Here is a 21,559-nt window from a genome sequence, read left to right on the forward strand (position 1 = left end):
TAAATCATTACCTAAAAAATAAAATATACTATTGATTAAAATTTTAACTATGTTAGAATTTCTGATTAATTTATTTCAAGCCATTTCATCTTACAATATGAAAAAATTTGGTATTTAATCATTTTTGAAATTATGTTAACTTATTTATAGATAATCAAATATTTGGAGGACTTATGCACATTAACGATTTGCTAAAGATTGCAACACAAAGAGGGGCATCCGACCTTCACTTAAAAGTAGGCTCATACCCTGTTTTAAGGATTAACGGTAAGCTTACCCCCTTAACTGAACTAAAAAAACTAATGCAGGAAGATACAATAGCAATGGCATTCTCTCTTATGAACGCAAGGCAAAAGCAGAAGTTTAAAGAAAATCTTGAAATAGACATTGCTTATTCTGTTCCAGGGCTTGGAAGGTTTAGATGCAACATATTTCAGCAAAGGGGAACGGTAGGCCTTGTTTTAAGGGTAATTCCTGTGAAGATAAGAACAATAAAGGAACTTCTCCTTCCAAAAGTTATTGAAAAAATATGCGAAGAACAGAGAGGATTGGTTCTCTGCACAGGAACAACAGGTTCAGGAAAATCAACAACCCTTGCTGCAATGATTGATTTTATAAATTCAACACGAACAGAGCATATTATTACAATTGAAGACCCGATTGAGTTTTTGCACAGGGATAAAAAATCTATTATTAACCAAAGAGAAATAGGTGTAGACACAAGAGACTTTGCCAATGCTTTAAGGGGGGCACTCCGTCAGGACCCTGATGTAATACTTGTCGGTGAGATGAGAGACTATGAAACAATAGAAACAGCCCTAACGGCAGCAGAAACAGGCCACCTTGTTCTTTCAACTTTGCATACATTAGACGCAACTGAAACAATTAACCGTATTATTTCAGTTTTTCCACCTCACCAGCAAAAACAGATAAGGCTTCAGCTTGCTCAGGTTTTAAAAGCTGTTATCTCAATGCGACTTGTGCCAAGGGCTGATGGAAAAGGCAGGGTACCAGCTGTTGAGGTTATGAGGGTTACCCCGTACATTAGAACCCTTATAGAAGATAAAGAAAAAACAAAGCTTATACACGATGCAATTGAGAGAGGCACCTCTCAGTACGGTATGCAAACATTTGACCAGTCTCTTTACTTCCTTTACAAACAGGGTTTAATTACCCTTGACGAAGCAATGAGAAGAGCATCAAATCCTGATGAATTTAAACTTAAAATTCAGGGAATTCAGTCAACAAGCGATATTGCTCAGGAGAATATGGAAGAGGCGCTTGAAAAGGATAACATTCTTACAGATAATTCGCCATTTGAATTAGACTAAGAAAAATGAACGAAAAATTCAGAATTATAGGCCACAGGGGGGCAAAGGGGGAAATGCCAGAAAACTCCCTTGAAGGCTTTGAATATATCTTGAAAAATGGGATACAGTGGGCTGAAATTGATTTAAGGCTTAACGAAGATGGAGAAGTTGTTCTCCACCACGATAAAAAATATGAAAACCACATTGCGAACAAACCAAAAAATTTCAGGCTTTTGCCGAAACTGAAAGATGCCTTAAATTCTTTCCCCCAATTAAACTTTAACCTTGAATTAAAAGAGAGTGCTGTTGCTGAAAAACTAACAGATTTCCCTGAATTAAAAAATAATCCAGGGAGATTTATACTTTCATCCTTTCATCACCATACGGTAAAGAAACTAAAAAAAATATTTCCAGATATTCCCTGCCTCTTTCTTATTAGCGGAGATTTTTTTGATTTACATAGCTATATTACAAGACACAAGGTTGACGGAGTTGTTTTTGAACACGAATTCTTCTCTGAAAAAGAGATAAAAAAACTTATTGAAAATGGAAAACAGGTTTACTGCTACTCTGTTGACGATGTAAAAGATGTTTTATACTTTTACAATCAGGGAATTAACGGAATTATTACAAATTACCCTGTTAAAATGAAAAAATACCTTGAAACAATTGAGCCTTTCAAAAAAAAATGAATAGATTTAAACTTGTTTCCGATTACAAACCAACTGGAGACCAGCCAGAGGCAATAGAAAAAATACTAAAAAGCCTTGAGAAAGGGAACAGGTATCAGACTCTTCTTGGAGTTACAGGCTCTGGAAAAACCTTCACAATGGCAAACATAATAAGCAAATGGCAAAAACCAACCCTGATAATTGCCCACAATAAAACACTTGCAGCCCAGCTTTACAATGAGTTTAAAACATTTTTCCCTGAAAACGCTGTTGAATACTTTGTTTCTTACTATGATTATTACCAGCCAGAAGCATATGTGCCTGAAAGCGATTTGTACATTGAAAAAGACTCTTCAATAAATGAAGAGATTGAAAAATTAAGGCTATCAGCCACAAAAAGCCTTTTAACAAGAAGAGATGTAATTGTTATTGCATCTGTTTCCTGCATATACGGTTTAGGCTCCCCAAGGGAATACAAAAATATGGCTATTTCAATAGCTCAAGGAGAAATTAAAAACAGAGGAAGGCTTTTAATGGAACTTGCACAAATCCAGTATGTAAGAAGTATGTTTGAATCAGAGGCAGGCACTTTCAGGGTAAGGGGAGATACAATTGAGGTTTTCCCCTCATACCAGGATGAGGGGATAAGGATTGAAATGTTTGACGATGAGATTGAGTCAATTAAATTATTTGACCCTCTTACAGGAAAAACAATTAAAAAACTGGATTCAGTGGAAATTTATCCATCCTCTCACTATGTAACAAGCAAAGATAGGCTAATGCTTGCAATAGAGAGGATTAAGGAAGAGTTAAAGGAAAGGCTTGATTTTTTTGAAAAAAAGGGAAGACTTCTTGAAGCACAACGACTTGCCCAGAGAACAAATTACGACATTGAAATGTTATTAGAAACAGGGATATGCAAGGGAATTGAAAACTATTCAAGACACCTTGAGGGAAGGAATGAGGGAGAACCACCCTTTACACTTTTAGACTACTTCCCAGACGATTTTCTTGTTATTGTTGACGAAAGCCACATAACGATTCCCCAGATAGGGGGAATGTACAGGGGGGACAGAAGCAGAAAGGAAACCCTGGTTGAGTTTGGCTTCAGGTTACCTTCAGCCCTTGACAACAGGCCATTAAGGTTTGAAGAGTTTGAAGAAAAGATTAACCAGATTCTATTTGTCTCTGCTACGCCTGGAAAGTATGAAATAGAAAAAACAGGGGGAATTACAGCTGAGCAGATAATAAGGCCAACAGGGTTAATTGACCCTAAAATTATTGTAAAACCTGCAAAAAATCAGGTTGATGACCTGCTTGAAGAAATAAGAAAAAGGGTTGAAAAAAATGAGAGGGTGCTTGTTGCAACCTTAACAAAAAAAATGGCTGAAAATTTAAGCGAGTATTTAATTGAAGCAGGAATAAAAGCTAAATACCTTCATTCAGACATAGATACCCTTGAAAGGGTTGAAATTCTCAAAAATTTACGAAAGGGAGAATTTGATGTGCTTGTTGGAGTAAACCTATTGAGGGAAGGACTTGATTTGCCGGAGGTTTCATTGGTTGCAGTGCTTGATGCAGACAAAGAGGGATTTTTGAGAAGTGAAACTTCCCTTATTCAGGTTTCAGGAAGGGCTGCAAGAAATGTAAACGGCACAGCAATCTTTTATGCAGATAGAATGACAAAGGCTATTGAAAACACAATTAAAGAGAGTGAAAGAAGGAGAAAAAAACAGATTGAGTACAACAAAAAACACGGTATAACACCAAAAACAATTGTTAAATCTTACGAAAATATACTCTCTTCAATATTTGAGAGGGATTACTTTACAGTAAAACTTGAAGAGGAAAGCAAAATTGAGGATTACTCAAGAGAGGCTTTATTAGAGCATATTAAAAAACTTGAAAAAGAGATGAAAAAACTTGCTAAAGATTTGAAATTTGAAGAAGCTGCAAAAATAAGGGAAAAAATAAAAGAATTAAAAGAAAAAGCTGTTATGTAAAAAGGGAGGGAACAAAAGCCCCCTAAAAACTTAAAGTAAGCCTCACCGTTATTGCAGTCAAATCAGCTTTTGGAAAATCAATCAAATTTTCAACATACTGATAGTCAAATGCAGCAAGCATATTTTCATTCAAAAAAAACCTATACTGCATTTCAAAGTGATTTTCATCTTTGAAACCCTTTTCATTTCCATTTATTTTTGAAAAACCAATCAATATTGAATCATTTTCAAACATTAAACAATCAATAGAAAATCCAAATGAATAGAAATTGTCGTAATGGTGCACATTGTGATAGGATTTACCATACCTGAAGAAAACACCTATCTTCTCACTTACATACTGGTCAAAAGATAATCCAAAACCACTTGCCCTGATAAGTGAAGGTTTTCTATCTGGGTCTGATAAATCATCATAACATCTGAAATGGGGAACAGTGTTATTGTATATAAAGAATCTATAATTCCCCTTTAATCCATGGAAGTCAGCTTTATAATTTACCTGAAAACCGCTTGCTAAATTCTCATCATAATGGTGCACCCCTGTCTCTTCCATAACCCATTCTTTTCCATCAAAAAAGACTTTGTGGTTTTCAATTGACTGCAAAAACCCAGAAAACTCAAAACTTCCGGAAGTGTATGCAAAACCTAAAATTGGAGAATACCTGTCCTCCACATCAAAGAAAATATTGTTGACAAAAGGCTTTCCTATAAACTGGGTTATTTCATCGTTTGCAAACTCATTCTGGTCAATAAAGAGAAAGGGCTCTGTTTTACCTAAAATTATGTTTAAATTGTCGTTAAAAAAATTAAAACTTAAATATGCCTCAAGCAATTTTAAGTCATAGTTATCGTCTGTGTTGTCGTCTGCAAGGGTGTTTAAATTAGCAAAAAGGTAATCAGCAAAAAGCTTATCAGCCCCCTGCCCATTTCCATTGTGAAACCTTGAATAAAAGTTAAAATATTTCCCCTCGTAATTTAATGCAAGGTCTAAAACTTCACCAAATCCTTTTTGAGGAGAAGGCAATTGAGAGGTAATAGATGGATTTGCCCCCTGAAAATAAATAACTGTTCCTCCGTTTAAAGAAAAATTATCAAACAAATTAAAGGCTGAGACATTAGTACTATAAATAACACCAAAAACTAATAATAGCAAAGCAAGTTTTATCCTCATTAACGACCCCCTTTATAGTTTACCCTATAAATTATAGCCATAACTATAAAGCAGTCAAGTAAATTTTTTAAAAAAACAAAAAAAGCGGGGAAAATCCCCGCTTGCAATATCAATAGGTTGCGTTATCAATAATTTTCAGCTAAAAGTTCAAAGTACCCCTGTGGATGCTTGCAGGCGGGACATTGCTTAGGTGCCTCAATCCCTTCATGGACATAACCGCACTTTCTGCACTTCCAGTAAACTTTGCCATCTTTTACAAAAACAGTGCCATCCTCAATATTCTTTGCAAGCTTTAAAAACCTCTTCTCATGCCACATCTCAACCTTTGCAATAGCATTCCAGGATGCGGCTATTTCAGGAAAACCTTCTTCCTGCGCAATCTTTGCAAATGTCGGATAAAGCTCAACAAATTCTTCATGCTCTCCCATGGCAGCAGCTTTAAGGTTTTCAAGAGTATTGCCTAACTGAACAGGGTATTCTGCCTGAATCTCAATCCCCAGTGGCTCATTTAACCCTAAATTCTCAACAATGTGTTTGTAAAAAGTCTTTGCATGCACCCTTTCATTATCTGCAGTCTCAAGGAATAAAGCCTCAATCTGCTTATAACCTTCTTTACCGGCTATTTTTGCGTACATATCGTACCTGTTTCTTGCTTGAGATTCACCGGCAAAACTTTTTAATAAATTCTCTAAAGTTTTAGTCCCTTTTAAGCTTTTCATATTACACCTCCTGAACTTAAAGTAATTATAATATGCTAAACAACTCCGTCAATCATGAAAAAAAAGTAAAAATTTAAAATTTTCCTAATTAATCTAAATCTACTATAATTATATAGCGGAGGTGATTATGAAAAAGGTTTTGAATATCATTCTATTATTAATTGTTTTTACCTTTCTGTTTACTGCTTATAAATATACGGTAATAAGAAAAGGGATGTCTTTTTACTTTATGGAGAAAAATCCTCCTACTTTTCAGGAAATTTATGTTGATGTAACAGACTGGACAATAAAAGATTATGCAACCCATCCGAAAATTTCAGCATTTTTAGTTACTCAGGGGGTAAAGAAAAAAACAATTGAAATTAAAAGCAAGGTTTTAGAAACAATTGAAAAACATAAAGAAGAAATGAAAAAGATGATTGAAGAAGAGGAGGATGAAAATAAATGAAGCTCCCTATCGTTGTTTACGGTGACCCTGTTTTAGAAAAAAAGGGGGAAAAGATTAAAGAGATAAACGAAGAAATAAAAAAATTAGTTGAAGATATGTATGAAACAATGGTTGCAGCACCTGGAATAGGACTTGCTGCCCCTCAGGTAGGCAAAAGCCTTCAACTTGCAATAATAGATTTAAGTGCAGGAGAAAATCCCGAAGAAAGGCTTGTCCTGATAAATCCAGAGATTATTGAAAAAGAGGGTTTGCAAAAGGAAGAAGAGGGTTGTTTAAGCTTTCCTGGAATTTTTGGTTTTGTTGAAAGGCCTGAAAAGGTTAAGGTAAAGTACACTGATTTAGACGGGAATGAAAAAATAATTGAAGGGGAAGGTCTTCTTGCAAGGGCACTCTGCCATGAAATTGACCATTTAAACGGAGAATTGTTTATATTTAAATTTGCACCGGTAAAAAGACAGCTTGTAATGAAAAAGATTAAAAAACTTATGAAGGAAGGAAGATGGGGTTATTAAAAACTGTTTTTATGGGCACTCCTGAAATTGCAGTACCTTTTTTAAAAAAACTGAATGAATTAACCGATGTAAAGCTTGTTATAACCCAGCCTGACAAACCTAAAGGAAGAAAGAGGGTTTTAACTCCCCCTCCAGTAAAGGTTGAGGCTGAAAAACTTAATGTAGAAGTAATTCAGCCAGAAAAAATAAAGAAAAACGAAGAATTATTATCAAAACTTAAAAAAATTAACCCAGACTTAATTCTTGTTGTCGCTTATGGGAAAATTATTCCAGAAAATATACTAAACCTTCCCAAATATGGATGTTTAAACATTCACTTTTCAGCATTACCAAAATACAGAGGTGCGGCACCTGTTAACTGGGCAATTGTAAACGGTGAGGTTATTACCGATGTTTGCTTGATGAAAATGGACAAAGGTCTTGATACAGGTCCCATAATTGGATGTTTAAGCGAAAAGATTGACCCTAACGACAACGCAGAAGACTTATTTCAAAGGCTTACAGAAAAGGGGTTAAAACTTCTTGAAACCACATTATTTGACTATGTTGAAGGAAAAATAACTCCTATCCCCCAAATAGAAGAACACGCAAGTTATGCTCCTATAATAAAAAAAAGTGATGGAAAACTTGACCCCAATTTGCCTGCAATAGATATACACAACAGAGTTAGGGGATTTTACCCGTGGCCCTCAGTTTTCGGAAAGATAAACGGAAAAACCATGAAGATTTTAAAAACATTTCCATCAGAGATGACTTCTGAAAAAGAGCCGGGGACAATTGTTATAAAAAACGGGATTCCATTTATGGTATGCGGAGACAAACACCTTTTAAAACTTATGGTTGTTCAGCCTGAATCAAAAAAACCTATGGATGGTAAATCTGCTGTAAACGGAGGCTATTTGAAAGACGGAGACAAATTTGAATAAAAAAATATTTATTCTTTGCGGTGAATTGTCAGCAGAGCAATACGCCGCAAAACTTGTCCCATTTTTTAAAAAACAAGGCTATGAAGTATATGCTTTAGGTGGGAATTTATTAAAAAAATCTGGGGCAAATGTTGTTCTTGATTACAAAGCACTCTCTGTTGTCGGCTTAACGGAGGTTATTGAACATTACTCGCACTTAAAAAAAGCATTTAACCTTTTAGTAGAAAAAATAAAAGAATTAAAGCCTGACATTCTAATATGCATAGATTTCCCTGATTTCAATATTCGCCTTGCAAAAAAAGTAAAAAAGTATGTGGGAAAGCTTGTCTATTTTATACCCCCACAGGTATGGGCATGGAGGCTATACAGGGCAAAGTTTATCTCAAACCTCTTTGACAGGGTGATTGTTTTATTTCCATTTGAAAAACCACTGTACGAAAACGCCAGATACTATGGACACCCTCTAACAGAAATGATAGAGGTAAAGTCTTCTGAAAACGAATTTGAAAAAAAATACTCCCTTGAATCAGATAAAAAAAGAGTGCTTTTGCTTCCAGGAAGCAGAAAAAAAGAGGTTATTTCACTAACTCCACATATGACAGACTTTGCAACATTAATTTTACAAAAACACAACGATATTGATTTTCTATTTCTTCCATCCCCCTCACTTGAAAGAGAAGTTATTAATCTGTTTAAAGCGGAATTTACAAAAGAAACCAGCACTCAACTTTACGAAATTCAACCTCAAGATAAGTATGAGGCAATAAAGTATTCAGATATTGCAATAGGCAGTTCAGGAACAGTATCCCTTGAATGCGGGCTTTTAAAAACCCCTATGGCTGCACTCTACAAACTCTCCAACCTTACATACTTTTTTGGATTATGCGTTGTAAGAAGTGATTTTATTACAATTCCAAACATTATTCTTGAAGAAGAAGTTTTTAAAGAACTAATTAATTTCACTTTAACCCCAGAAAATATAATGGATTATACAGAAAAAGTGTTGTATAATCCTGAATTTAGTGAGGCATTAAAGAAAAAGTTGGATAAATTAGGTACAATGCTTCACAAAGATAAAATATTAGAAAACATTACAAAGGAAATTATGGACTGATGCCTGTAGTAAAGAGATTTTTGAGATACTTTAAGCCTTACTGGGGTTCATTGATATTATCGTTTATCATTCTCTTTTTCGTTGCAGTTTTATGGGAAGTAAACACAGCAGTTGCAAAACTAATAATGGACGGCCCATTAAAGGAAAAAACATCAATTTCAAAAATAGAAAAGACTAAAACATATAAAAAAGACAGGCTTCAATTTGTAACAGACTTTAAGAATAAGGTAAAAAAATATCTTGAAAAAAAGGGATTTGGAAAAAAACTTAATTTAAAAAACGCATCAAGCGGGGATGTTGCCGTAATTGTTATTTTAATCCTTATCTTATACATTTTAAAAGGAATTACAACATTCTGGGGGTACTTTCTTTTAGGTGTTACAGGGCACAAGGTGATAAGGGATTTAAGGAACGATTTGTATTCCTCAATAATCAATCAATCTGTTTCGTTCTTTGATAAATACCACTCAGGCACACTTATATCCAGAATAACAAACGATGTTTATATAATCCAGAACGCTGTTACAAGCAAAATAGGTGATTTATTTAAAGAAACCCTTTTTCTAATCTTAATTGTGGCTGCAATATTCTATATTGACTACAAACTCTCCTTTCTTTTAATGGTAATCTTCCCACTAATTGTTGTGCCTGTTATCCTCATTTCAAAAGCAATAAGAAAAGCAACCACATTAAGCCAGATGAAAATGGCTGAAATGATGAATATCTTAAAAGAGACTATATCTGGCAGTAGAATTGTAAAAGCATTTGCAATGGAAAACTTTGAAATAAAGAAATTTGTTAACAAAAATTACGAATTTTTTAAAGCAAATGTAAAACTTGTGGCTGCAACCGTTATGTCTTCCCCAATAATGGAATTAGTAGGTGCAATAAGTTTAAGTATTGTTATTGTGTACGGGAATATGAAAATTAAATCAGGGGAAATGACAACAGGTACATTTATGACATATGTAATGAATGTATTGCTCTTATACTCCCCTATCAGAAGGCTAAACAGGGTAAATAATGAAATGCAACAAGCAATGAGTGCTTTAAAAAGAGTTTTTTCATTAATGGATGAAAAAAATAAGATTAAATCTCCAACCAAACCTGTTAAATTTCCCGAAGAGATTAAAGAGATTGAATTCAAAAATGTATCATTTTCTTACGATGGAAAGAAAAAAGTGCTGGACAATATAAACCTTAAAGCAAAAAGGGGAGAAACTATCGCTGTTGTTGGTTCAAGTGGAGACGGTAAAACAACCCTTGTAAATCTAATTCCCAGATTCTACGATTGCACAGATGGCCAGATTACAATAAACGGTATTGACATAAGGGAATTTGATTTGAAAGATTTAAGAAACAACATAGGCATTGTAACTCAGGAAACAATACTCTTTGACGATACTGTATTTAACAACATTGCTTATGGAAGAAGTGATATCCCATTAGAAAAAGTTGAATACGCTGCTAAACTTGCCTATGCACACGATTTTATAAAAAAAATGAAAAAAGGATATGATACCAACATTGGAGAAAGCGGGTTATTCATTTCAGGGGGACAGAGGCAGAGGCTCGCAATTGCAAGGGCATTATTGAAAAACCCGCCAATACTTATACTTGATGAGGCAACAAGCGCACTTGATACTGAATCTGAAGTGCTTGTTCAAAAAGCCCTTGAAAATTTAATGAAAAATAGAACAACATTTGTTATAGCGCACAGGCTTTCAACAATAAGAAACGCTGACAGAATTTATGTTATAAGCAAGGGAAAAATTGTTGAAGTTGGTACCCATGAAGAATTGTTGAAAAAAAACGGAGTTTACAAAAGGCTTTACAATATTCAATTTGGCGCAAAAAATGAGTGATTTAGCCTTAAAGTTAGTTCCAACAATTGTATCCACTTATATGAAAATCTGCCATTATACCGCTTTGTCAAGAACAATGATAAATGTTGAGCCTGTAATTGACATGTACCAAAAAAATCAGGGTTTTATTTATGCATTCTGGCACAACAGAATATTTATGGCATCATTTGGAGTCCCTGAATATATCCATAAATATGTTCCAATAATATCAAAGTCTAAAGACGGAGAATTTATTGCAAGAACGGTAGGAAAATTAGGGGTTAAAGCATATGCAAGAGGCTCTTCATCAAGGTATGGTAAAAATGCCTATCAAAGTGCTATTGAGCACTTAAAAATGGAAGACAAAGGCTATGTTGTGGCAGTTACCCCCGACGGCCCATTAGGACCAAAATATGTAGCTAAAGACGGGGTTGCAAGAATAGCCCTTGCAACAGGGAAACCGATAGTTTGCTTTGCATACAATGCATCAAAAAAGATTGTGGCAAACTCCTGGGATAACTTTATAATCCCCCTTCCCTGCTCTGATTTTGTCTATGTGTATGACAAACCTTTCTTTGCAGATAAAAATATAAGTGTGAAAGAAAACCTTGAAATAATAACTGAAAGATTAAACAAAGTAACCGCAATAGCGGACAATTGGGAGTTTTAGTATGAGAAGTATGACAGGATTTGCAGAAGCAAAAAGAGAATTTGATGGTTTTACAGTAAATATTGTAATAAAGAGCATTAATAGTAAATACCTTGATGCAAATGTAAAAATTGATGATAACTTTCAATCATTTGAAAACGATATAATTTCAATTGTCAAAACAAAGGTTAAAAGGGGAAGGGTAAGCATTTTTATAACAATTGAATTTGACACATCTAAATACCCTGTAATTGTTAACGAAGAAAAGGTAAAGCCCATTTTAGAGCAGATAGAAAAAATTCAGAAAGAATTCCCCTCTTTTGATTTTAATGTGCCTTTAAATGTATTTTTATCTCAAAACAATGGCTTTTTTGAAAACCAATTAACCGATGAATTAAAAGAGAAAATTAAACAAGCAATTCTTGAAACCCTTGATTCAATACTTGATACTTTTAATAAATCAAGGGAAAAGGAAGGGGAATTTCTTAAAAAAGACTTTAAAGAAAGGCTAAACAGGATTGAAATTCTGCTTGAAGAGATTGAGAAACAGAGAGACGGCTTTTTTGAAAAACAGCTTGAAAAATACAGAAAATTGATTGGAGGCCTTGTAAAAGAGGGTGACGAAAACAGAATAATGATTGAAGCAGGAATACTTGCCGACAAACTTGACATTAGCGAGGAATTAACAAGGCTTAAAAGCCATGTATCAGTTTTCAGGGAAACTATGGAAGAAAAAGAAAAAGCAATAGGCAAAAAACTTGACTTTATACTTCAGGAGATGATGAGAGAATCAAATACAATAGGTTCAAAGGGTAAAGACAAAAATATATCAAAACTGGTAATTGAACTTAAAACAGAAATTGAAAAGATAAGGGAACAGGTTCAAAATATAGAATAAAATGGAATATCTAATTTTCAACTCCTTTCAGGTTTTCCTAATCGCAGGAATTATTATTTTCCTGGGACAGGTAATTTACGCAGCACTGGGGTTTGGCTCTGCAATGGTATCTATAACCCTTTTATCACTTGTTTTTGGAGATTTATCTCAAATAATCCCCTATTTTCTCCTGCTTTGCATACCCACCGAAATTGCAATTGTTTACAAAAATAGAAAAACAATAGATTTTTCATTTGTTAAAAAGTTTGTTCTATTCCTCTTTGCAGGGCTTTTAATTGGCTCTTATTTGTTAAAAAACGCTGTTCCAGAAAAACTTGTTATTTACCTTGGAATAACAATCTCTATTATTGCCCTGTACTTTCTGTTTTTTGAGAAAAAATTAGCATTCAGTTTTAAAAAAAACGGATTTGCAGGTAAGATACTCTCATTTATTACAGGGATTTTAGGGGGAGTGTACGGAATATCAGGCCCACCGATAATAATTTTTTTAAAGGGATTAAAATTAAATAAAAGTGAATTCAGGGCAACAATTCTCTCAATTTTCTTTTCAATGAGTATATTAAGAACAGTAATTTACACATTTTTAGGCTTGTACAACATTAAAATACTATTAACTGCAATTTTTACATTTCCATTTGTAATGTTAGGGCTTTACCTTGGCAATAAAATTCACCTAACATTTTCTGAAACCAAATTTAAAAAAATAACCGCCGCCGTTTTACTGATTAACGGTCTAATACTTGTAATCAAAAACCTTACATAAGAAAGAAATAACAGTAAATTGTAACAAAAATTGTTGCAAAAACCTGAAGCCAAATCCCTGCTTTAGCCATATCCTTAACAGAAATAACCCCACTTCCCATTACAATTGCATTAGGTGGAGTGGCAACAGGGAGAACAAAGGCAAAAGATGCACCTAATGTTGCCGGGATAAGCAGAATCAAAGGATCTATATTTGCCGTTTGAGCAATACCTGCAAGAATTGGAAGCATAATCGTTGTTGTTGCCGTATTTGATGTAAATTGAGTTAAAGTGCCTAAAACTAAAATCACAAGAAAAACAAGCACCAATGGATGCAAATGAGTTATAAATGCAAACTTATGCCCAACCCAGTGTGTCAATTCAGTTGCTTTGAAAGACTCTGCCAGTGCAAATCCACCACCAAAAAGGAATAAAACCTCCCATGGAATCTTTACCACATCTGAAAAATCAATTATAGCTTTGCCCTTTTCCTTTGCAGGGAGAAAAAACATTAATGTTGCAAAAAACATCGCCACTGTTGAATCTTTTATATATTTTCCATAAGGGAAGAATGAAACCCACCCCCTTATCTTAAAAGAACCAAAATTAAAGCCTGCCCTTGTTATCCAGCCAATTGCGGTTAAAGCAAAAATAACAAGAACTATCTTTTCCTCAAAACTCATTTTACTCAGAGACTCTTTTTCAATATCAATAATTTTTTTCATATTCTCTTTTGGTAAACCTTTAAAGGGGAAGCAAAAGAAAACCATATAAACCCATGCAAAAGCAAGCAAGAACAAACTTATCGGCAAGCCTATTTCCATCCACCTTGCAAAGGAAATTTGAGCACCAAAGAGTTTATTATACATCCCCGCAAAAACAAGGTTCGGTGGTGTCCCCACCAAAGTTGCAACACCCCCTATTGATGCTGCAAAGGCAATACTCAACATCAATGTTTTTGAAAAATTTAAAAAATCAAGACTATCTTTCATTTTCTCGGAAAAACTCTGAATAAGGGCAAGACCTATTGGCATCATCATCAATGTTGTTGCAGTATTTGACATCCACATTGAAAGAAACGCTGTCGCAACCATAAATCCCAAAATAATGGTATTTGGATTTGCCCCTAAAAAATCCACAATATTCACTGCAATTCTCTTATGCAACCCCCACTTTTGAATAGCCTGGGCAATAATTAACCCGCCTAAAAACAGGAAAATAAGCCTATGGGCATAGGGCTTTGCAACCTCTGAAGCACTTAATACCCCTAACAGGGGAAACAGTGCAAGGGGCAAAAGTGAAGTTGCACCCATTGGGATAGCATCACTTAACCATAAAATAGCCATTGCAAAGGTTGTTGCTAAAACAGCCTTTTGATTAAAATTCAATCCCTGTATTGGGAATAGTATTATCAAAAGGAAGCCTATAAACGCAATAGCAATCCACTTAAATCTACTCATGGCTACCACCTTTAATTTAGTTTTCACTTAATATGATTTTAAAACATTAGAACAGGTTACTCAAAATTTTATTTAATAAGTTATAATTAAAGAAAAAAGGAGGGATATATGGACCCAGTAAAAATAACCATTAACCTTATTTTTAGCGTATTAGGGATGGCATACTTTATTTACGGGAAAAAATCAGAAAGATGGAACTTTATTATTTTCGGAGCAGTTCTTACATTCTGGCCTTACTTTTTTTCAAATATAGTAATTGAAATAGTCGGTGATATTGTTTTAGCGATAGCACCATTTTTATTAGATTTTTAACCACTTTTTAAAAATAAATTTAATTCATCTATCAAACCGTTTAATCGTTGTTTAATCAACTCAAGGTTTTCAATGTCTTTTTCAACCTTCTCCTTCTGCTCAACTCTCTTTTTCATTGCAAGTTTTACAGCCCCGTAAGTTGACTTTAATGTGGTATCAAATTTCTCTTCAAGTGTCCGTTCAAAGGTTCTAAAACTTTTATCTATGCTCTGATAAATAGACCATCTAATATTTTCAATATTTGAAATAACAAGGGAATGAATCTGCTCTTTAATTCTCTTTACAATCCTTCTATTTCTCACCTTTAAAGGCATAACCTTATCAACAACAGCAGGGGGAATAGGATTAAAGGTGGTATTCCACTTGTGGGTAACCCAATAGGGCTCATGGGTTAATTCAAAAAGCCTGTCTTCCTGCAACTTTGAATAAGAGACATCAAACAATTCAGCTGCAATGTTTTTAATTGAAATTATAAGACTGTTTGCTCTCTCCTTATGCCTGTTAAGTAAATCACTAACCTTTTTTTCAAAAAGTTCTGTTGTTTCTCCCATTTTCTTTTCAAAAAAAACAGGAATAACCTCTGCAAGCTTATTTCTAATCTCAATCTCATCAATCTTCTCTTTATTACTTGAAGCAATTACCTCGTCCATAACCCCTTCAAGGTATTCCTCAGACTTTTCCCTTAACTCTGATGAATACTCCTCTAAAAACTGATGAAGCCTGTTGTTATCACCTTTTAGCAAATCAAAAGCAGCCTGTTTTTCATACTTTAACTCATCAATCTTTCTCTCAAACAAAGTAAGCTTTTCTTCAAGCACATCAATTGGCATTAAGAGAGATTTTAATTCAATATCAACATTTAAAAGCACTTCATTTAATGAATGCAAAACCTTCAATGCAATAGCCTTTGAAAGAGCCTCTGACTTCTCTTTTGCAAGAAAGCCAACAAGGTGTTCCTCTATTTCCTGAATATTACTTGAGATTAACAAATTTTCATCATTTTTTAATTTCCCCTTTAAAGCCTGCTTTGCAGACACAGGGAAAACCTTTAAATTGCCATCAATCCCGGCCTTTTCAAGGTTTTTTTTCAAAAAATCTAAAACTTCTCCCCTCTCATCTTCATCAAGGTAATCAATTTTGTTTAAAACAAAAAACAACCTTGGAACCTTTTCTTTAACCTTTTTTAAAAAATCAAGTTCAACCTCTGTAATAGGCGGGTCTGAAGAGACGACAAAAAGGGCGGCATCACACTGGGGCAGAAAATTCAAGGTTGCCTCAGTGTTATGCTTATAGGTTGAACCTATCCCTGGAGTATCAATTAAAACTACTCTGTTTTTTAAAAGTGGATTATCCGGAATTTTAATTTCAACCTCAAGAACATTTTTCTCATTCTCAGGATTGTTTTCCTCAGTAACAAATTGGCCAACAAAAACCCTTAATTGAGATATATTTTCAACCTCAAAAATTTCAGGTTTCCTTTCTGAATTAAAAACAATCTTTGCCGACAGGTTTTTCCCGCTTTTCAGGAAGGTGGGTATTGCTGTCAAAGGCACAACAGCAGAGGGAAGTACATCAACACCTAACAGCGCATTTAAAAGAGTGCTCTTACCTCTCTTAAACTGGCCTAAAACAGCAAGGTTAAGCCTCCCCTCTGAAAACCTTTCTTCAAGCAGAGTAAGTTTCTTTAACTCATTTTCAAAAAAATCACCTTTCAGGTTTCCTATAACTGATTTTGATTTTTCAATAAAGGCTAAGCAATCGCAAATTTTAGGGGACGGAGAATGAGAATTAACCATATCTACCTCCTGAAATTAGCAGGCAGGAGTCATCAGCCTCAGGCGCTTTAAGGGGGACCCCATCCCCATTTTTTTTAATTATAACAAAAATCAAGAAAAAATAATAAATAGTAAAACGAAAAATCAATTAACATATAAGAGAATCATGCAGTTCAAAATGTTTACTTGAGTTCATAAATTGGGAATTAAAAATTTTTATTGAAACAACATTTTATATTTTTTAATATTAATTTTGAAACAAAATTTTGGGGGTGAAATTTAATGCGAAATCAAAAAGTATTTTTATTTTTTTATTATTACTTGGTTTTTGTATGTCAATTAATTTGTCACAGGCACAGGAGAAAATGAAAAGATTTGACACATTTGGAAAATCAAATCTCATAAATCATAATGCAAACTCTAATACAACTAACAAACAAGAGATAAAACTTTCAAAAACATTGAAACTTGCGCCATCATACTTTATTCCTAACAGATCAAAAGTAAAAGGGGGTAAAAAGATAATAGACAACAATGAGGTAACAGCCTTTGTGCAGACAAAAAAGGGAAGAATACTCTTTACCCCTAAAGGTGCATTTATAGGAATAACAGTGCCAAAAAACCCAAAAGAAATTGAAAGACGAAGAACAAACAAAAAAAATAGCAAAATGCCAATAGACCAAATAGAAAATGAAAGAGGAAAAGATGCTAAATTAATAGTAATAGGGTTAGGCTTTGAAGGAAAAAACAAAGGAAAATCAAAATCAATAACTCCAGAATTAGAAGAAAAAACAAAAGCAAAAGTAAACTTCTTAATAGGGGAAAAAGAAAACTGGCAGAGAAACATCCCAACATATAGAAAACTTGTATATGAAAATGTATGGGACGGGATAGATGTTGAATACATAGGCTATATGGATAAATTAGAATACAGGGTGATTTTAAATCCAAATGCTAACCCGGATAACATTATAATGATAACAGGTGCTGAAGATTTAGAACTAACAGAAGAAGGAAACTTAATAGCAGAATTAGACGGAGGCAAGTTATACATAGGAAAACCATTAGCCTATCAGGAGATAGACGGGAAAAGGGTTGATGTAAAAGTATCCTTCAAAATTCTATCAAACGGGAGATATACATTTGAATTAGGGAACTATAATCCCAATTATAAATTGATAATTGATCCTGTATTAGAATGGAGTACCTATGTTGGAGGAGATAGAGAGTGGGATGGTGAGCGTAAAAATTCCATAACAATAGATTCCTCTGGTAATATATATGTTTGCGGATACACAGAATCATCTAATTTCCCAACAACTACAGGCGCTTATCAAACAACTTTTAGCGATGGATATTATGACACATTCGTATTTAAACTTAATAGTAACGGAAGCGACTTAATTTATTCAACCTATGTTGGTGGAAGCGGTGCTGACTATGCAGAGAGCATTGCCATAGATTTTTCTGGCAATGTTTATGTTTGCGGATATATAGGATCATCTGATTTTCCCACAACTTCAAATGCTTATCAAACAAGTAATAATGGGGATTATGATGCACTAGTATTTAAGTTGAATAGTGATGGAAGTGATTTAGTTTATTCAACCTATGTTGGTGGAAGTGATAATGATCGTGCAACATCCTTAAGTTTAGATTCTTCTGGCAATGCTTATGTTTGTGGTTTTACGCAATCCTCTGATTTCCCTACAACTACAGGAGCTTATCAAACAACTAATAACGGTGGCTATGATGCTTTTGTATTTAAATTAAGCAGTGATGGTAGCAGTTTAGTTTATTCAACCTATGTTGGTGGAATTGATGGTGATTTCGCATACTCTTTAAGTTTAGATTCTTCTGGTAATACTTATGTTTGTGGAGCAACATTATCTGGTTTCCCAACAACTACAGGGGCTTATCAAACAACTAATAATGGTAGTTATGATGCAATTGTATTTAAGTTGAATAGTGATGGAAGTGATTTAGTTTATTCAACCTATGTGGGTGGAAGTGATTGGGAATTACCAAATTCCATAGCTGTAGATTCTTCTCACAATGCCTATGTTTGCGGATATACACAATCCTCTGATTTTCCAACAACTACAGATGCTTATCAAATAACTTATAACGATGGTTATGAAGATGGATTTGTATTTAAATTAAACAATGATGGGAGTAGTTTAGTTTATTCAACATACATAGGTGGGAGTAAGTCTGATCGTGCGACCTCCATAATAATAGATTCATCTCACAATGCTTATGTTTGCGGATATACAAATTCATCAGATTTTCCTAAAACACAGGGGACCTATGACTCTAACATTCCACATGGTTATGTGGCTTTTGTATTAAAATTTAACAACAAAAACACATGTACAATAAGTGCAAGTGCAGGTGCAGGTGGGACAATAAGTCCAAGTGGCAATGTAACAGTAAATGTAGGAGATGACATAACCTTCACCATTAGTGCAAATAGTGGTTACCATATAAAGGATGTATTAGTTGATGGTTCAAGTGTGGGGGCAGTATCAAGCTATACATTTCAGCGTGTAACATCAAATCACTCAATAGAGGCCCAATTTGAAGCAAATAGTCAGATCACATACTCAATAACAGCAACAGCGGGAACAGGTGGAACAATAAACCCAAGCGGAAATGTAACAGTAAACGAAGGAGTGGATATAAGCTTCACAATTAGTGCAAATAGTGGTTACCACATAAAAGATGTGTTGGTTGATGGTTCAAGTGTAGGGGCAGTATCAACTTATACCTTCCAAAATGTAACATCAAACCACACAATAGAGGCCCAATTTGAAGCAAATAGTCAGATTACATACTCAATAACAGCAACAGCGGGAACAGGTGGGACAATAAACCCAAGCGGAAATGTAATAGTAAACGAAAGAAGAAATATAACCTTTACAATTAGTGCAAATAGTGGTTACCACATAAAGGATGTGTTGGTTGATGGTTCAAGTGTAGGGGCAGTATCAACTTATACCTTCCAAAATGTAACATCAAACCACACAATAGAGGCCCAATTTGAAGCAAATAGTCAGATTACATACTCAATAACAGCAACAGCAGGAACAGGTGGGACAATAAACCCTAGTGGTGATATAACAGTAAATTATGGAGATGATGTTACTTTTACAATCACTCCCGATAGTGGAAATTTTATTGAAGATGTAACTGTTGATGGACACTCTGTTGGAAGAGTTCAAACCTATACTTTCTATAATGTACATTCTGACCATAAAATTCATGCAGTATTCACTGACACATTGCCTCCAACAATTACAAGTGCAAAAGCTCAAAGTTTAAGAGGGCAATTACCATTAAAGGTTAATTTTACCTGTAATGCTTACGATCCGGATGGCGGAGCTATTGTAAGATACATCTGGCACATTGATGGGGATGATTTTTCAGACACAGTTGTAACCTTTGATGGATTATGCAATTACATGTTTGTAAAACCTGATACTTACCATATTTCTGTAACTGTAATTGATGATGAGGGAGAATCGGCTTCCGTGGTTTTAAAAGATTTCACCAACGAAGATACAACCATAGTTGTAGAAAATCCACAACACTTTAATCTTGTTATGCCATTACCAGTAGTTTCTATTGGCAAATCAGCAAACTCTTCAAAAGACATTAATATCCATAATATTGTAACAAGCATTCTAAACCTTACCAACGAAAAATCACATATAAGTATTAAATACTTTGATGCTAATGGGAACAATGTACTAACCTATCGTTACACCATTGCACCAGGTGAAAAATTCTCTCTCAATCCAAACTCTAACGGATACACTGATTATAATCAGGCAAAAATTGAAAGCGATAGTTACTTTATAGCCTATTCAAAGGTTATGACAGCAACAGGTCAGATGACATCCTATTTGTTACCGCAGATGAGTGATAAATTATTTATCCCGCATGTTGCTGAAGAGACAGATTACTGGGATACCTCTATGTTTATATCATCACTTGAATCAACAGATGTTAAAGTTAAGGTTGGAGAAAATGAAAACACTTACAACATTCCTGTATTCTCACAACTAATAAACCTCGAAGATTTATTGGGAGATGATGTAAATGAAGCAAAAACCTGGGGTACAGTTGAATCTATTCAGAATAATCCATTTGAAGACACACAACCTTTAGGAGGATTTGAGGTATTCCAGCACAATGAAACAGACGGTGCGGCAATAGAACTACAATCATCAGGAAGTAGAACACTATTTATCCCGCATATTCCAGAAGAAACAGACATTTTCTGGACAGGATTTGCCATAGTAAACCCAAATGATGAGGATGCAAACATTGTTGTAGACCTGTACACCAAAGATGGAGAACAGGTTGCGTCAATCCCAATGACAATTGAGGCAAATACAAAACTTAAAGCATTGGCAAGTGATTTATTTGGAGAGGCTAATGGCAGTGCAGAATGGGGAATAATCCGTTCAGACAAAGACATAATTGGAATGGAAATATACGGTACAGTTGCAAACGGGATATGTGGATTTGCATTACCATCCCTTGCAACGACAGAAGGGTACTTACCTGAGCTTATAACCGGAGACAATTACTGGAACGGGATAGCAATAACCAATCCATCCAATGAAACAGCAACTGTTGATATAAGTCTAATAAGCAAGGATGGTATTGTAAAAGACACAAAACAGATTGAATTACAATCAATGGCAAGGTATAAGTCAGTTGTAAAAGACTTATTTGCAGATGTTGAAATTGAATCAACTGACTATATCTATTACAAATCAACAATATCAGTAATTGCGATATCGGTTAGTGGAGATTTAGACAGAACATTTATGTTTTCCCTCGTTGGAAGAGAGTAAAAGTAATCAACTTGCATAATTCAGGCGGCCTGAAAAAGGCCGCCTTTTTTAACAAAACAGGTAAGAGAAAAAAAGGAATTAAGAATTTTTATACAGACATTCTTAAAAATTTAATACTGGATGTCACAAAAAAATTAA

General features: G+C 34.5%; 17 protein-coding genes and 1 riboswitch. Of the genes, 13 read left to right on the forward strand and 4 right to left on the reverse strand.

Annotation, left to right across the window (positions count from 1 at the left end; all coding sequences use genetic code 11):
• Positions 1-173: 173 nt before the first annotated feature.
• From TTHT_RS05470 to uvrB, 3 genes are read left to right on the forward strand one after another with little or no spacing between them, the layout of a single operon-like run.
• Entirely contained in the window at positions 174-1,331 is a 1,158-nt protein-coding gene (locus tag TTHT_RS05470; protein ID WP_201326974.1) for a type IV pilus twitching motility protein PilT, read from the forward strand.
• Between the two features lie 5 nt (positions 1,332-1,336).
• The gene (locus TTHT_RS05475; RefSeq protein WP_201326975.1) at positions 1,337-2,002 is read left to right on the forward strand and encodes a glycerophosphodiester phosphodiesterase; all 666 of its coding nucleotides are present in this window, start codon (positions 1,337-1,339) and stop codon (positions 2,000-2,002) included.
• The gene (uvrB, locus tag TTHT_RS05480; protein WP_201326976.1) at positions 1,999-3,984 is read left to right on the forward strand and encodes an excinuclease ABC subunit UvrB; all 1,986 of its coding nucleotides are present in this window, start codon (positions 1,999-2,001) and stop codon (positions 3,982-3,984) included. Before TTHT_RS05475 ends, uvrB begins: the two co-directional genes overlap by 4 nt.
• Positions 3,985-4,006: 22 nt before the next feature.
• On the opposite strand, the gene TTHT_RS05485 is transcribed toward uvrB, so the two are convergent.
• Together TTHT_RS05485 and rbr are read right to left on the reverse strand one after the other, a co-directional pair.
• Positions 4,007-5,155 carry a hypothetical protein gene (locus TTHT_RS05485; RefSeq protein ID WP_201326977.1) on the reverse strand — a complete coding sequence of 383 codons (1,149 nt, stop codon included), beginning with the start codon at positions 5,153-5,155 and terminating at the stop codon, positions 4,007-4,009.
• Positions 5,156-5,280: 125 nt separating this feature from the next.
• The gene (gene rbr / locus TTHT_RS05490) at positions 5,281-5,874 is read right to left on the reverse strand and encodes a rubrerythrin (RefSeq protein WP_201326978.1); all 594 of its coding nucleotides are present in this window, start codon (positions 5,872-5,874) and stop codon (positions 5,281-5,283) included.
• 127 nt (positions 5,875-6,001) lie between these two features.
• On the opposite strand from rbr, the gene TTHT_RS05495 reads away from it, so the two are divergent.
• Genes TTHT_RS05495 through TTHT_RS05530 form a run of 8 tightly spaced genes read left to right on the forward strand, consistent with a single transcriptional unit; the run spans position 6,002 to position 13,028 of the window.
• The gene (locus TTHT_RS05495; RefSeq protein ID WP_201326979.1) at positions 6,002-6,322 is read left to right on the forward strand and encodes a hypothetical protein; all 321 of its coding nucleotides are present in this window, start codon (positions 6,002-6,004) and stop codon (positions 6,320-6,322) included.
• Entirely contained in the window at positions 6,319-6,834 is a 516-nt protein-coding gene (gene def, locus TTHT_RS05500) for a peptide deformylase (protein WP_201326980.1), read from the forward strand. The genes TTHT_RS05495 and def overlap by 4 nt, the downstream gene beginning before the upstream one ends.
• Positions 6,822-7,760, forward strand: coding sequence for a methionyl-tRNA formyltransferase (gene fmt, locus TTHT_RS05505; RefSeq protein WP_201326981.1), 939 nt, complete (start codon positions 6,822-6,824; stop codon positions 7,758-7,760). The genes def and fmt overlap by 13 nt, the downstream gene beginning before the upstream one ends.
• Entirely contained in the window at positions 7,753-8,874 is a 1,122-nt protein-coding gene (gene lpxB, locus TTHT_RS05510) for a lipid-A-disaccharide synthase (RefSeq protein WP_201326982.1), read from the forward strand. Before fmt ends, lpxB begins: the two co-directional genes overlap by 8 nt.
• On the forward strand, positions 8,874-10,739 hold the full coding sequence (locus tag TTHT_RS05515) for an ABC transporter ATP-binding protein (RefSeq protein WP_201326983.1): 1,866 nt from the start codon (positions 8,874-8,876) through the stop codon (positions 10,737-10,739). Before lpxB ends, TTHT_RS05515 begins: the two co-directional genes overlap by 1 nt.
• Positions 10,732-11,388, forward strand: a complete 657-nt coding sequence (locus tag TTHT_RS05520; RefSeq protein WP_201326984.1) for a lysophospholipid acyltransferase family protein — start codon at positions 10,732-10,734, stop codon at positions 11,386-11,388. The genes TTHT_RS05515 and TTHT_RS05520 overlap by 8 nt, the downstream gene beginning before the upstream one ends.
• Position 11,389: 1 nt before the next feature.
• The gene (locus TTHT_RS05525; protein WP_201326985.1) at positions 11,390-12,265 is read left to right on the forward strand and encodes a YicC/YloC family endoribonuclease; all 876 of its coding nucleotides are present in this window, start codon (positions 11,390-11,392) and stop codon (positions 12,263-12,265) included.
• A 1-nt stretch (position 12,266) separates the two neighbouring features.
• A complete protein-coding gene (locus TTHT_RS05530) occupies positions 12,267-13,028 on the forward strand; it encodes a sulfite exporter TauE/SafE family protein (protein WP_201326986.1) in 762 nt (253 codons plus the stop codon).
• On the opposite strand, the gene TTHT_RS05535 is transcribed toward TTHT_RS05530, so the two are convergent.
• On the reverse strand, positions 13,021-14,466 hold the full coding sequence (locus TTHT_RS05535; RefSeq protein ID WP_201326987.1) for an SLC13 family permease: 1,446 nt from the start codon (positions 14,464-14,466) through the stop codon (positions 13,021-13,023). The two genes, TTHT_RS05530 and TTHT_RS05535, sit on opposite strands and share 8 nt — an antisense overlap.
• Positions 14,467-14,574: 108 nt before the next feature.
• On the opposite strand from TTHT_RS05535, the gene TTHT_RS05540 reads away from it, so the two are divergent.
• Positions 14,575-14,778 carry a hypothetical protein gene (locus TTHT_RS05540; protein ID WP_201326988.1) on the forward strand — a complete coding sequence of 68 codons (204 nt, stop codon included), beginning with the start codon at positions 14,575-14,577 and terminating at the stop codon, positions 14,776-14,778.
• Here TTHT_RS05540 and TTHT_RS05545 read toward each other — a convergent pair.
• Positions 14,775-16,574, reverse strand: a complete 1,800-nt coding sequence (locus tag TTHT_RS05545) for a dynamin family protein (RefSeq protein WP_201326989.1) — start codon at positions 16,572-16,574, stop codon at positions 14,775-14,777. The genes TTHT_RS05540 and TTHT_RS05545 overlap by 4 nt on opposite strands.
• A gap of 16 nt (positions 16,575-16,590) precedes the next feature.
• Positions 16,591-16,650, reverse strand: a riboswitch (Fluoride riboswitch).
• A gap of 268 nt (positions 16,651-16,918) precedes the next feature.
• Between TTHT_RS05545 and TTHT_RS05550 the strand changes: the two genes are divergently transcribed.
• Positions 16,919-21,421 (forward strand): SBBP repeat-containing protein, encoded by a 4,503-nt coding sequence (locus TTHT_RS05550; RefSeq protein WP_201326990.1) that lies wholly within the window; start codon positions 16,919-16,921, stop codon positions 21,419-21,421.
• Positions 21,422-21,559: the final 138 nt, after the last annotated feature.

Origin of the sequence: Thermotomaculum hydrothermale, assembly GCF_016592575.1 — a bacterium.
In the GTDB taxonomy this organism is placed as follows: Bacteria; Acidobacteriota; Holophagae; order Thermotomaculales; family Thermotomaculaceae; genus Thermotomaculum; species Thermotomaculum hydrothermale.